The organism is Mesorhizobium sp. WSM1497 (assembly GCF_001672455.2).
In the GTDB taxonomy this organism is placed as follows: domain Bacteria; phylum Pseudomonadota; class Alphaproteobacteria; order Rhizobiales; family Rhizobiaceae; genus Mesorhizobium; species Mesorhizobium ciceri.
The window spans coordinates 3,002,922-3,016,092 of the sequence record NZ_CP021070.1 but is presented as its reverse complement, the minus strand read 5'-3'; the positions used below and the strand labels follow the sequence as shown (position 1 = coordinate 3,016,092).

9 protein-coding genes are annotated in these 13,171 nt (G+C 65.1%); all 9 read right to left on the bottom strand.

Annotation, left to right across the window (positions count from 1 at the left end):
- Window positions 1–51: 51 nt before the first annotated feature.
- A complete protein-coding gene (locus A9K65_RS14490) occupies window positions 52–2,913 on the bottom strand; it encodes a nitrate reductase (protein ID WP_064992542.1) in 2,862 nt (953 codons plus the stop codon).
- Between the two features lie 4 nt (window positions 2,914–2,917).
- A complete protein-coding gene (gene nirD / locus A9K65_RS14485; protein ID WP_064992543.1) occupies window positions 2,918–3,247 on the bottom strand; it encodes a nitrite reductase small subunit NirD in 330 nt (109 codons plus the stop codon).
- A 5-nt stretch (window positions 3,248–3,252) separates the two neighbouring features.
- Window positions 3,253–5,703: a nitrite reductase large subunit NirB gene (gene nirB / locus A9K65_RS14480; protein WP_064992544.1), complete on the bottom strand. Its 2,451-nt coding sequence runs from the start codon at window positions 5,701–5,703 to the stop codon at window positions 3,253–3,255.
- Between the two features lie 4 nt (window positions 5,704–5,707).
- The gene (locus A9K65_RS14475; protein ID WP_013530459.1) at window positions 5,708–6,505 is read right to left on the bottom strand and encodes an ABC transporter ATP-binding protein; all 798 of its coding nucleotides are present in this window, start codon (window positions 6,503–6,505) and stop codon (window positions 5,708–5,710) included.
- Between the two features lie 11 nt (window positions 6,506–6,516).
- Window positions 6,517–7,407 (bottom strand): nitrate ABC transporter permease, encoded by an 891-nt coding sequence (ntrB, locus tag A9K65_RS14470; protein ID WP_013530458.1) that lies wholly within the window; start codon window positions 7,405–7,407, stop codon window positions 6,517–6,519.
- 65 nt (window positions 7,408–7,472) lie between these two features.
- Window positions 7,473–8,789 (bottom strand): CmpA/NrtA family ABC transporter substrate-binding protein, encoded by a 1,317-nt coding sequence (locus A9K65_RS14465; RefSeq protein WP_064992988.1) that lies wholly within the window; start codon window positions 8,787–8,789, stop codon window positions 7,473–7,475.
- A 356-nt stretch (window positions 8,790–9,145) separates the two neighbouring features.
- Entirely contained in the window at window positions 9,146–10,384 is a 1,239-nt protein-coding gene (locus A9K65_RS14460; RefSeq protein WP_064992545.1) for a CmpA/NrtA family ABC transporter substrate-binding protein, read from the bottom strand.
- 2 nt (window positions 10,385–10,386) lie between these two features.
- Window positions 10,387–10,989: an ANTAR domain-containing response regulator gene (locus A9K65_RS14455; RefSeq protein ID WP_064992546.1), complete on the bottom strand. Its 603-nt coding sequence runs from the start codon at window positions 10,987–10,989 to the stop codon at window positions 10,387–10,389.
- 83 nt (window positions 10,990–11,072) lie between these two features.
- On the bottom strand, window positions 11,073–13,142 hold the full coding sequence (locus A9K65_RS14450) for an NAD(P)-binding protein (RefSeq protein WP_064992989.1): 2,070 nt from the start codon (window positions 13,140–13,142) through the stop codon (window positions 11,073–11,075).
- Between the last annotated feature and the right edge of the window lie 29 nt (window positions 13,143–13,171).

Sequence of the window (13,171 nt, the reverse complement as noted above, 5' to 3'; positions counted from 1 at the left end):
GCCACCATAGCCCAACCAGCACCGTCGCGCAGGCCCCTTTGGTCAGGACGATCACTCGGCTGCTTGGAGGCTCTGTGCGTCGATGATGACCCTGATCTCGGCGCGGCAGGAGCCGCAATTCGTGCCGGCATTCAGGGCCGCGCCGATTGCCGCGACGCTGCCGCAGCCGCGGCGTACCGCTTCCGTGATCTGGTTGGCGCCAACGCCGAAGCAGGAGCAGACGATGGCGCCGCGATCGACGTCGATCCCGCCCGGCCGCCCGGCCACGATCGCCAGCCTGCTGCGCCGATCAACATGATCGGCGCTCAGTTGTTCCGCCGCCCAGCCGCGCGACACGGCGACCGGGCCGGGCGCGACGAACAAGGCGCCTGACAGTTGGTCGTCGTCGAAGGCGGCGATGCGGTGCTGGCCGGCGTCGCGGTCGTGATAAGCTGATATTTCGGCACCCAATGACGTACCGAACAGCGACCCGGCAAAGCCCGCCCAGTCGATGTCGTCATCGGCAAAGGCAAGCTCGACCCGCCAGCCGCCCTTGCACTTGGCCACGGCCCAGTAGGGCGCAGTATTAGGCTCCGGCCGCTGCCGGGCCACCGCAAAGCCAAAGGCCTTTGCCGCGAATTTCTCGATGCGGACGGCGACATGTTTCAGCGCCGGCTGACCGGAAATGGGATCGGTCAGCGGCGCGGTCAGCGTGTCGAGCCGGCCCTTTGCCGAGAACTGATCGGTCCAGTGCATCGGCGCAAACAGGCTGCCCTGGCGCTGGCGCGCCGTCACCAGCGCGCGCACCAGCACATCACCGCGCGGGCTGGAAACGCGCGCTATGTCGGCGTCACCGATGCCGAAGCGCTGCGCATCCGCCGGGTGGATCTCGACGAAGGGCTCGGCGATATGCTGCGACAAACGCGGGCTTTTCCCCGTCCGCGTCATGGTGTGCCAATGGTCGCGGATGCGGCCGGTGTTGAGGATCAGCGGATAATCGGGGCTGGTGCGGACTTCCGTGGCCGGGCGGATGGCGATGAAGCGCGCCTTGCGGTCGGGTGTGAAGAAGTTGCCGTTGGCGAAGAAGCGAGCCTGGAGCCCAGTCGTGCCGACCCCTTCTGGCCAACCTCCAGCTTGAGCGCCCCCCTCTGGCCTGCCGGCCATCTCCCCCTCAAGGGGGGAGATTGGCAGCTTCGCCGACTGCTTTCGCTTTGCGACGTTGTGAATTGGCGAAGACGGCCATGACAGCCGATCTCCCCCCTTGAGGGGGAGATGGCCGGCAGGCCAGAGGGGGGCGCCTTGGCTCGGCGCTGGCCATTGGAACGGCTCAAGCGCCTCATATCCCTCCCCATCAACCCCGGCATAAGCCCCGATGTCGAAATCCCGCGCACCATCATTCTCGAACCCCGACAGCGCGGCATGCTCGGCAAACACCTCCGCCGGCGACGCGTAGGAAAACGCCTCACCAAACCCCATCCGTTTGCCCACCTCGGCAACAATCCGCCAGTCAGGCAGCGCATCTCCGGGCACGCGCAAAAACGCGCGCTGGCGCGACACACGGCGTTCGGAATTGGTGACGGTGCCATCCTTCTCGCCCCAGGCGGCGGCGGGCAGCCGGACATGGGCGTGGCGGACGGTATCGGTCCGGGCCAGCACGTCCGACACCACCACGAACGGGCACGCCCTGATCGCCGCTTCGACGGCATCGGCGTCCGGCATCGAATCGACCGGGTTGGTGGCCATGATCCACAGCGCTTTGATGTGCCCGTCGGCAACCGCCTTGAACATCTCGACTGCCTTCAGGCCGGGCTTTCCGGCAACGGCCGGCGCGCTCCAGAAGCGCTGCACGCGGTCGCGATGATCGGGGTTTTCGATCTCCATATGGGCGGCCAGCATGTTGGCCATGCCGCCGACCTCGCGCCCGCCCATGGCATTGGGCTGGCCGGTCACCGAAAACGGCCCTGCGCCGGGTTTGCCGATGCGGCCGGTGGCGAGATGACAGTTGATGATGGCGTTGACCTTGTCGGTGCCTGAAGACGATTGGTTCACCCCCTGGCTGTAGACGGTTACCGTCTTGGAGGTCGCCGCGAACAGGCTGTAGAACCGGCCAAGCTCGTCCTCGCTCAGGCCCGTGGCAACGGCGAGGCCGGCCAGGTCCAGCGCGGAGGCGGCGAAAAGCGCTTGCCCGAAGCCCGTCGTGTGCGTCGTGATATAGGTGCGGTCGAGCGCGTTGTGCTGGCCGAGATAGGCGAGCAGGCCAGTGAACAAAGCGACGTCGCCATCGGGCGCGATCGCCAGATGCATATCGGCAATGTCAGCGGTCATGGTGCGACGCGGGTCGACCAGCACGATCTTCATCTCCGGCCGCTTTTCCCGGGCCGCGGCGATGCGCTGGTAGAGCACCGGATGGCACCAGGCGAGATTGGAGCCGACCAGCACGATCAGGTCGGCAAGCTCCAGATCGTCATAGGTTCCGGGCACGGTGTCGGAGCCGAAAGCGCGGCGGTGGCCGGCGACCGAAGAGGCCATGCACAGGCGCGAATTGGTGTCGATGTTGGCGGAGCCGACAAAGCCCTTCATCAGCTTGTTGGCGACGTAGTAGTCCTCGGTCAGCAACTGGCCGGAGACATAGAAGGCGACCGCATCGGGCCCGTGCTCGGCGATGGTTTGCGAGAAGGTCGAGGCGACGAGGTCGAGCGCCTCGTCCCAGCCGGCGCGGCGGCCGTGGATCTCCGGATGAAGCAGCCTGCCGTCGAGATCGATGGTCTCGGCCAGTGCCGAGCCCTTGGAGCAGAGCCGGCCGAAATTGGCCGGGTGGTCGGGGTCGCCGCGCACGGACACTTGCCCGTCCGCGGCGACCTTCGCCAGCACGCCGCAGCCCACCCCGCAATAGGGGCAGGTGGTCCTCACCTCGCGCGCTTCATCGATCTCCATGGGGTCAGGCCGCGCGGCTGGCCAGCGCTTCCAGCGCAATGAACAGACGTTCGCCTTCGATCCGCACCGGAATGGTGCGCACCGCGCCCTCGTCGGCGCCGAGCGCCTTGCCCGTTTCCAGCGAAATCACCCAATTGTGCAAGGGACAGGTCACCGCCGTGCCGTGCACGATGCCCTGGCTGAGCGGTCCGCCTCTGTGCGGGCAATGATCGTCGATAGCGTAGACCTGATCGTCCTGGGTGCGGAAGACCGCGATTTTTCCTTCCGGCGTGGCGACGCAGCGCGCGCCGCGGCGAGGGATGTCGGAGAGAGAGCCTATCGATATCCAGTTCATGACGCTCACTCCGCCGCCTGCGCAAAACCGACCGAGGCCATTGGCCGGAATTCGTGCTTGTCCTTGCCGGAAACGCGTTCCGACCACGGGTCGACCTGGGCGAATTTCTGGCTGAAGACGAAGCGCTCGTAATAGGCCTTGCGCTTGTCGCCATCGTCCATGATCTGGCGCTTGATCTCGGGGATGCCGATGCGCTTGGCCCATTTGTAGATGCGCTCGAGATAGCGGCCCTGCTCGCGGTACATCTGCGTCAGCGCCACGATATGCTCCAGCGCCTCGTCCTCGGTTCTGACCAGGCCGAGTACTTCGGTGCCCTTGATGTCGAGGCCGGCCGCGCCGGCAAAATGGATCTCGTAACCGGAGTCGACGCAGATCACGCCGACATCCTTGCAGGTCGCCTCGGCGCAATTCCTGGGGCAACCCGACACCGCCATCTTGACCTTGGCCGGCGTCCACGAGCCCCACATGAATTTTTCGATGCGGATGCCGAGGCCCGTCGAATCCTGCGTGCCGAAGCGGCACCAGTCCGAGCCGACGCAGGTCTTCACCGTGCGCAACCCCTTGGCATAGGCGTGGCCGGAGACGAAGCCGGCCTGGCCGAGATCGGCCCACACCGCCGGCAGGTCTTCCTTGCGGATGCCGAGCATGTCGATGCGCTGGCCGCCGGTGACCTTGACCATCGGGATTTCAAACTTGTCGACAACGTCGGCGATGGCGCGCAGTTCAGTGGCATTGGTCACCCCGCCCCACATGCGCGGCACCACCGAATAGGTGCCATCCTTCTGGATGTTGGCGTGGACGCGCTCGTTGATGAAGCGCGACTGGTAGTCGTCGGCGTAGTCGTCCGGCCAGTCGCAGACGAGATAGTAATTGAGCGCCGGCCGGCATTTGGCGCAGCCGCAGGAGGTCGTCCATTCCAGTTCCTGCATGACGGCGGGAATGGTCTTCAGGCGCTTGGCGATGATCAGCCGGCGGACCTCGTCATGACCGAGCGTCGTGCAGCCGCACATCGGCTGCACCGCCGCTGGATTGTATTTGTCGCCGATGGTCAGCACCATCAGCTTCTCGACCAGCCCGGTGCAGGAGCCGCAGGAGGCCGACGCCTTGGTGTGGGCGCGCACGTCGTCGAGCGAGGTCAGGCCCTTGGCCGTGATCGCGCCGGTGATCTTCCCCTTGCAAACGCCGTTGCAGCCGCAGATCTCCGCATCATCCGGCAAGGCTGCAACGGCCGCCATAGGGTCCAGCGGGGCACCCCCCTGGTAGGACTGGCCGAAGATGAGCGTATCGCGCATCTCGGATATGTCGGTCTGCTTTTTCTTGAGATCGTTGAACCAGGCGCCGTCCGCCGTCTCGCCATAGAGCACGGTGCCGATGATGCGGTCGTCCTTCAGCACAAGTCGCTTGTAGACGCCGGCCGCCGCATCGCGCAGCACGATCTCCTGGCGGTCCTCGCCCTCGGCGAAGTCGCCGAGCGAGAACAGGTCGATGCCGGTGACCTTGAGCTTGGTCGGCGTGTCCATATGGACGAAGGCCGCCGCTTCGTTGCCGGCAAGCTGGCTGGCTGTAACGCGCGCCATCTCGTAGAGCGGCGCGACGAGGCCATAGACCTGGCCGTTGACCTCGGCACATTCGCCGAGCGCGTAGATGTCGGGATCGTTGCTGCGCATGCCGGCGTCTACGACGATGCCCCTGTTGACGGCGATGCCGGCCTGTTTGGCCAGCGCCGAATTCGGCCGGATGCCGACGGCCATCACCACAAGCGTTGCTGGGATAATGGTGCCGTCAGCAAGTTCCACCTGCCCGACCTTGCCGTTGCCTGTGATCGCCTGGGTGTTGGCCTTGGTGATGACCTTGATGCCGCGCTGCTCCACCGCGCGCTGCAAGAGATAGCCGGCGGCCGGATCGAGCTGGCGCTCCATCAAAGTCGGCATGACATGCAGCACGGTGACGTCCATGCCTTGCGCGTTGAGGCCCGCCGCCGCCTCCAGACCCAGCAGGCCGCCGCCGATGACCACCGCCTTGGCCCGCGACTGGGCAGCGAGCATCATCGCCTGCACGTCGTCGAGATCGCGATAGGTCAGCACGCCCGGCAGGTCATGGCCCGGCACCGGAATGATGAACGGTACCGAGCCGGTGGCGATGACGAGCTTGTCGTAGGGCTCGGTGACGCCGTGATCCGAGGTGACGGTCTTCGCCGTCCGGTCGATGGCAACGATCTTATGGCCCTTGTAGAGGGTGATGTTGTTGGCGATGTACCAGCCGTCGCCATGGATGATGATCTCCTCATAGGCCTTCTCGCCCGACAGCACCGGCGACAGCATGATGCGGTCGTAATTGACGCGCGGCTCGGCGTTGAAGATGGTGACGGTGTAGCGGCCCGGAGCCTGTTCCAGCAGGTGCTCCAGCATGCGCCCTGGGGCCATGCCATTGCCGATGATGACAAGTCTCTCGCTCATGGTGCTACTCCGCGGCTTCGACGAAGCGGTGGCGTTCGTAGAGGAACTTCAGCACCGCCTCGCGGCAGCGCAGGAAGGTCCGGTCGGAAGAGAGTTCGACGCGCCGGCGCGGCCGCGCCAGCGGCACGGCAAGCACTTCGCCGATGGTTGCCGCCGGGCCATTGGTCATCATGACGATGCGGTCGGAGAGCAGCACCGCCTCGTCAACGTCATGGGTGATCATGATCGTCGTCGAGCCGAGCCTGGAATGGATGTCCATCACCGCGTCCTGCAGATGGGCCCGCGTCAGCGCATCGAGCGCGCCGAACGGCTCGTCGAGCAGCAGGATCTTCGGCTCCATCGCCAACGCCCGGGCGATGCCGACGCGCTGCTTCATGCCCCCGGAGATTTCCGCCGGGCGCTTGTCCTTGGCATGCGCCATCTGCACGAGGTCGAGATTGCGCATGATCCAGTCATGCCGCTCGACTTTGCTCTTCGAACGGCCGAAGACCTTCGACACCGCCAGGTTGATGTTTTCGTAGACGGTCAGCCACGGCAGCAGCGAGTGGTTCTGGAACACCACGGCGCGTTCCGGTCCAGGGCTGTCGACCTCCTTGTCCTCGAGCAGCACGGCGCCGGCCGACACCTTGGTCAGCCCGGCGATCAGATTGAGCAGGGTCGACTTGCCGCAGCCGGAATGGCCGATGATGGAGACGAATTCGCCCTTGTCGATGGTCAGCCTGATGTCCTTCAACACCTCGCTGACCTGGGCACCACGCGTGAAGGATTTGTCGATATGGTCGAGCTTCAGATAGGCCGTCATCGCCCCTCTCCTCACTTTGCCGTTGTGCCGCGGGTGACGAAGGCGCCGACCGCCGCGACCAGCCGGTCGAGGCAGAAGCCGGTGACGCCGATATAGGCGAGCGCGACGATGATGTCGGGCAGCCGCGACGAGTTCCACGCATCCCAGATGAAGAAGCCGATGCCGACGCCGCCAGTCAGCATTTCGGCGGCGACGATGGCGAGCCAGGACAGGCCGATGCCGATCCTCAAGCCGGTGAAGATGTAAGGCGCGGCGGCCGGCACCATGATCTTGACGAAGAATTCGAACTGGTTGAGCCGCAGGATGCGCGAGACGTTGCGGTAGTCCTCGGGAATGTTGCGCACGCCGACCGCGGTGTTGATGATGATTGGCCAGATCGAGGTGATGAAGATGACGAAGATCGCCGACGGGCTGGAATCACGGAACGCCGCCAGCGACAGCGGCAGCCAGGCCAGCGGCGGCACCGTGCGCAGGATCTGGAACACCGGGTCGAGGCCGCGCATCGCCCAGATCGACTGGCCGACCAGCGCACCGAGCGCGACGCCGACGACCGCCGCCAGGCCGAAGCCGACGGCGACGCGCTGCAGCGAGATCAGCACGCGCCAGGCCAGACCTATATCCTGCGGGCCATTGTCGAAGAACGGATGCGCTATCAGGTCGTAAGCCTCGTTCCACACCTGGGTCGGCGGCGGCAGGCTCGATGTCGGCGACGAACAGGCGATCTGCCAGACGACCAGCATCAGCGCGATGACGATGATGGGCGGCACCAGCGCGCTCGCCAGTTTGCCGGCGATGGCGAGCGGCTCGAAGCGGCGCCGTGCCTTGGCAGTGAAGGCGATGACCTCCGCCGGCTTGGCGGGAAAGGCCTTCACCTTGGTGTCCTCGATAGTCTGGATCGACATGTCTGGGGAAAACTCCTTGGGGCAGGTAGTGATCGCAAGCGGCGCATGCACCGCTTGCGATCAGGCTACGCCGATGCCTTGATCTTCAGGCTGTCGAGATAGGCGGACGGGTTGGCCGGATCGAAAATCTTGCCGTCGAAGAAGGTCTCGACGCCGCGCGACGACGACGCCGGAACGTCGGCTGCCGCGACGCCGAGATCCTTGGCCGCCTCGCGCCACAGATCCTCGCGGTTGACCTGGTCGACCAGCGCGTTGATGTCGGTGGTCGGCGCGAACTTGCCCCAGCGGATGTTCTCGGCAAGGAACCACGCATCATGGCTCTTGAACGGATAGGAGACGCCGCCCTTCCAGAACTTCATGGAGAGATCGGTGCCGTTGGCGACGCGGCCATTGCCATAGTTGATGTCGCCCTTGAGACGGCCGATGATGTCGGCGACGGGCACGTTCATCCATTGCCGCTTGCCGATGATGGCGGCCATCTCGTCCTTGTTCTCGGTGGCCTCGCACCATTGCTGGGCTTCCATGACGGCCATCAGGATCGCCTTGGTGGCCTTCGGATATTTCTCGATGAATTCGGCGCGCAGGCCGAGCGCCTTTTCGGGATGGCCCTTCCACAATTCGCCTGTCGTGGCGGCGGTGAAGCCGACGCCCTGATGGACGAGTTGCTCGTTCCACGGCTCGCCGACGCAGAACACGTCCATATTGCCGACCTTCATGTTGGCCACCATCTGCGGCGGCGGCACGACGATGGTCGAGACGTCCTTGTCGGGATCGATGCCGCCGGCGGCCAGCCAATAGCGCAGCCACAGATCATGCGTACCGCCCGGGAAGGTCATGGCGGCCTTGATTTCCTTGCCGGTCGCCTTCTTGGCAGCGAACGCGTCTTTCAGCTTCGAGGCGTCGAGGCCGACACCGGTGCCGGCATATTCCTGGGCGACCGAAATGCCCTGGCAGTCGTAGTTGAGCCGAGCCACGATCGCCATCGGCATCGGCTGGTTGTTCTGCGTCACCTTGCCGGTGTGCATGAGGTAAGGCAGCGGTGTCAGGATATGAGCGCCGTCGATGCCGTTGGCCGCGCCGCCGAGCATCAGATTGTCGCGTGTCGCACCCCAGGAGGCCTGCTTGAGCACCTCGACATCGGGCATGCCGAACTTGGCGAACAGCCCCTTCTCCTTGGCGATCATCAGCGGGGCCGCATCGGTGAGGGCAATGAAGCCGAGCTTGGCGCCGGTGACCTCCGGAGTGGCGGTCGCGGCATAGGCGCCGGAAGGGAAGAGCTTGCGGGCCGCCACGAACAGGCCGGCCGTCATCGCGCTGCTGACCAGAAAATCGCGGCGCGTCATGTCTTTGAGGGTCGTTCCAGTCCTGATCCGTTTCGTCATCGTCGTCTCCGGTTGGGCGCGGCTTGGGATCCGCGTCGTCGATTGCGTGTTGATCAAAACAAAAAAGCCGCCAGCCAGGTCTTCGCGTCCGGGTGACCGGGAGCGCGCTTTAACCTGAGCGGCAGCTTTGCCTGTGGCGCCCGCCATTGGACGCCTGTTCCGTGACCCGCGAAGGGCCTGTCTATTTCAAAGCAGGAACCGTGCCAGTTTTGAGAGAGGTGAAAAAGGCTAATGAAATCAGCATGCTGCGCTGATCGCCGGCGCATCGAACCCTATGGCCGGAAGGCCAAAGATTGTTCATTAGGGCAATCGCGCGCACAATTTTTGTGCAATGCACAAGGATGGCGCGGAAATGATCAGGCCTGAATCTCGGCAGATTTCTGGCCGGTAATGTACGCATCGATCTCGTCAGGATCGAAGATCTGACCGTCGAAGAAACCGTCCGGACCGAGCACAAGGCCGGCGCCTGTCGCGCCGACCGCGGTGGCAATTTGGAGCGCACCCTCGACTTTCGAATTGGCGCCGGGAAGCGCGACGCCGAGCGGCTTCAGCGCCGAACGGTAGAGGTCGGGACGGTAGCAGTCGCGGGCGATGGCAAGGCTTTCAGGCGTGTGCGCCACGTGCCCCCAGCGCACCATCTGCGTGTAGAACCACAGCGCATGGCTCTTCCACGGAAAGTTCGCCGCCTTATCGAAGGGGAGGAAGAAGTCGTCGATGGTCCGCTCCGCACCGCCGCCCAGTTGGAGATGGCCGGTCAGGATCGGCATCTGCACGGTCGGCGGCAGGCCGAGGAAGCCGGCCTGCGCCATCACCCCGGCCAGTTCGCCATGGTTGGCCGGATCCTGGCACCAGCGCGCCGAGTGATGCAGCGCGCGCAGCAGCGCCGCCAAGGCCTCGGGGTTTTCATCTGCCCAAGCCTTGCGCACGCCGATCACCTTCTCCGGGCTGTTGCGCCATATCCGCGCCTTGACGGTGACGATGTGGCCGGTGCCGGCGGCCACCGCAGCGCTGTTCCAGGGTTCGCCGACGCAGTAGCCGTCGATGCGGCCGGCGGCCAGCGCATCGGCCATGAAGGGCGGCGGCACGATGACGATCTCAATCTCTTGGCTCGGATCGATGCCGCAGGCGGCGAGCCAATAGCGCAATTCGTAATTGTGCCCGGAATGCGGATGCACCACGGCAAAGCGCAGCGGATCGCCACCGGCCGCAGCGCGCTCGCGAATGAGCGCGCCAAGTGCGGCACCGGCGCGCGCCGGGTCTAGGTCGGCCTCGGCGCCGTGTGCCGCCATACCGGCCCAAACGGCATTGGAGATGGTGACGCAATTGCCGCCGAGGCCGAGCGAGAACGGCACGATGGTTTCCGAGGCCAGCGGCGTCAGCCCGAGATTGCAGGCGAGCGGCATCGGTCCCAGCATATGCGCGAGATGGAAGTGGCCGATGGCGATGCGGTCGCGGATGTTGGCCCAGGATGTCTCGCGGTGCAGCTTCAGATCGATGCCTTCTTGCGCGGCGAAGCCAAGCTCGCCGGCCGCGACCAGCACGGCGCTGTCGAAAAGCGGCATGAAGCCGGCGGTGATCTGGTGCTCGGCAGTCATGCTCATTCGTCCTCCGCCGGTCCCAGCAGCCCCGCGGCAGTCACCAGGCTTTGGGCGATGTCGCCGATCTTGCGGTTCTGGTTCATCGCCGTCTTGCGCAGCAGCGTGTAGGCCGCCTCTTCGGAGAGGCCGCGCGATTTCATCAGGATGCCCTTGGCACGGTCGATCACCTTGCGGCTCTCGAGCTCGCCGCGAACCTCTTCCAGTTCGCGTGCCATGCGCGAAAAGGCGTTGAAGCGGCTGACCGCCATGTCGAGGATCGGCTTGACGCGCTCTTGCCGCAGACCGTCGACGACATAGGCCGAAACGCCGGCATCGACCGCCGCCTCGATCGAGGCCTGGTCGGAGCGGTCGACGAACATGGCGATCGGCCGTTTTACGGCACGCGACAGCTGGAACATGTTTTCCAGCATGTCGCGATTCGGGTTTTCGAGATCGATGACGATGATATCGGGTTCGATCTCGGCGATCCGCCGCGCAATGCCGGTCACATCATGGATGACGGTGACCCGCTCATGGCCGGCCTCGCGCAACCCCGCCTCGATGATCGCGGCGCGGATGCGGTTTTCATCGATCACCAGGACGGCGAGTGCGGTTCGAACCATGCCTGCATTGTGACCAAGCGAAGGAATTGTGCAATGCGGTATGGTTGAACAATCCGATATTCGCTGACCGCGCCGCAGGCGCCCTATTCCGCGGCCAACGCTGTGACCTCGCGGCGGAAGGGCAGTGCGTCGCCGATATCGGCTTCATCCAGCTCGCGCGCGAAGCGGTGGCCGGCATAGGTTGCCCAGGCGATCGGACCCGGCGCCTCGGCGTCGCCGATGATTTTGACCGAGCGGATGCCGCTATCGGCCCATTCGTCCCGCCGCGCCTTCAATTCCTGCCAGACACTATCGTCCTGCTGGCGCGATGTCACCAGCACCACCGCGTCGGCAATGATGTCGCTCCGGGCGCCCGTATAGGCGCACGCCGTGGCAACACCGCCCGGCACGATGCGCGTCACAGTCCGGTTCAGCACGATCTCGACGCCGAGCTCGGCCAGCCGGCGATGGACGGCGCCCTGCTCCAGCGTGTTGCGGGTCCAGTCGGATACATAGGCCGACGGCGTCACCAGCGTCACCTTCGCGCCCTGGCGCGCCATCAGCTCGGCCAGAACGCCACCCATGTAGTAGTGGTCGTCGTCGAACAGCACGACACTGCCGGTCGGCACAGTGCCGGCCATCAGATCGTCCGGCGTGTAGACCGGCATGGCCGGGTCGATCGGCATCGGCACGACATGCGCGCGCGCCACGCCGTCTCGGCGCCATGTCGAGCCGGTGGCAAGCGCAATGTTCTGAAAGCCGAAGTCCAGTATCTCCTGCGCCGACAATCGGCTTTCGAAATAGACGTCGACATTGGACATCTGGCTGATCTGGTACTGGCGGTAGTCGCGCACGCGCCCCCATGCCGAGAGACCAGGCAAGCGGCACTCGCGCGCCACGCGGCCACCAAGTTCGGTGCCGGCTTCGGCGATGGCCACCTGATAGCCGCGCAGGCCGAGCGCACGCGCCGCCTCCAGCCCGGCCGGGCCGGCGCCGACGATCAGCACGCTGTCGCTATCACCCTTGGCCTGCATGCGTTCGGGATGCCAGCCCTTGCGCCATTCCTCCATGAAGGTCGGGTTCTGCGTGCAGCGCGAGATCGACATGGTCATGTCGCCGGTGATGCAGATGTTGCAGCCGATGCATTCGCGAATGTCCTCGATGCGCCCCTCCTCCACCTTCTTCGGCAGGAAGGGATCGGCAATCGATGGGCGCGCGCAGCCGATGAAATCCAGCGTGCCGGACTTGATCATCTTCACCATCACATCCGGCGAGGTGAAGCGACCGACGCCTACGACCGGCTTCGAGGTCAGTTTCTTGATGCCGGACACCAGGCTCTCCTGCGCGCCCTCCTCCTTGAACCGCGACGGCCCGGAGCAGTCCTCCCAGGCGCCATGCGCCAGGTCCCAGAGGTCGGGCAGATCGGCATGCATCTCGATCATGTCGCGCACTTCGGAATTGGCAAAGCCGAGTTCACCGATCATCTCGTCCAGCGACAGCCGCAGCGTCAGGCCGCACGTGTCGCCGATAGCGTCCCTGCCCTCTTCGATCAGCTCACGCATCAGCCGGGAGCGGTTCTCCAGCGAGCCGCCATATTCGTCGCTGCGCTGGTTGGTGGCCGTGGACAGGAAGTGCTGGATGATGCCGAAGCCATGCGCGCCGTAGAGGCACACCAAATCGAAGCCCGCGAGCCTCGCCCGTTTGAAGGCATTGCGATGCCAGCGGCGCAGGTCGCGAATATCCTGCTTGTCCATGGCGCGCGCCTGCACCGGATCGTTGGTGAAGGTGCGGATCGGCAGGGCCGACGGCCCGCGCGGCACTTCCTTGGTGTAGAGGTTCGGCCCGTTGATGCCTGAGTAGGCCAGCTGGATGCCGGCCAGCGCGCCATGCTGGTGCATTGCCTTGGCCATCTTCGCCAGCGCCGGAATATCGGCATCGTCCCACAGCCTGAGCTCGATGAAGGGCGTGATCTCCGATGTGTGGTGCATCTCGGTTTGCTCGGTGAAGATGACGCCCCAGCCGCCTTCCGACTTGATGCGGCGCATCTCGGCCGCGGCCGAAGGGTCGCGATAGCCGCCGCCATTGCAATGCGGCACCTGATAGAAGCGGTTCTTGGCGGTCACCGGACCGATCTTCACGGGCTCAAACAGAATATCATAGCGCGGATTGCGCATGGAACGTGCCTTCCTGCCAGCGTCGCCCT

Excerpts from the sequence above, each read along its gene's own strand:
- A9K65_RS14490 (WP_064992542.1), bottom strand. The coding sequence starts at position 2,913 with ATGGAGATCGATGAAGCGCGCGAGGTGAGGACCACCTGCCCCTATTGC.
- nirD (WP_064992543.1), bottom strand. The coding sequence starts at position 3,247 with ATGAACTGGATATCGATAGGCTCTCTCTCCGACATCCCTCGCCGCGGC.
- nirB (WP_064992544.1), bottom strand. The coding sequence starts at position 5,703 with ATGAGCGAGAGACTTGTCATCATCGGCAATGGCATGGCCCCAGGGCGC.
- A9K65_RS14475 (WP_013530459.1), bottom strand. The coding sequence starts at position 6,505 with ATGACGGCCTATCTGAAGCTCGACCATATCGACAAATCCTTCACGCGT.
- ntrB (WP_013530458.1), bottom strand. The coding sequence starts at position 7,407 with ATGTCGATCCAGACTATCGAGGACACCAAGGTGAAGGCCTTTCCCGCC.
- A9K65_RS14465 (WP_064992988.1), bottom strand. The coding sequence starts at position 8,789 with ATGACGAAACGGATCAGGACTGGAACGACCCTCAAAGACATGACGCGC.
- A9K65_RS14460 (WP_064992545.1), bottom strand. The coding sequence starts at position 10,384 with ATGACTGCCGAGCACCAGATCACCGCCGGCTTCATGCCGCTTTTCGAC.
- A9K65_RS14455 (WP_064992546.1), bottom strand. The coding sequence starts at position 10,989 with ATGGTTCGAACCGCACTCGCCGTCCTGGTGATCGATGAAAACCGCATC.
- A9K65_RS14450 (WP_064992989.1), bottom strand. The coding sequence starts at position 13,142 with ATGCGCAATCCGCGCTATGATATTCTGTTTGAGCCCGTGAAGATCGGT.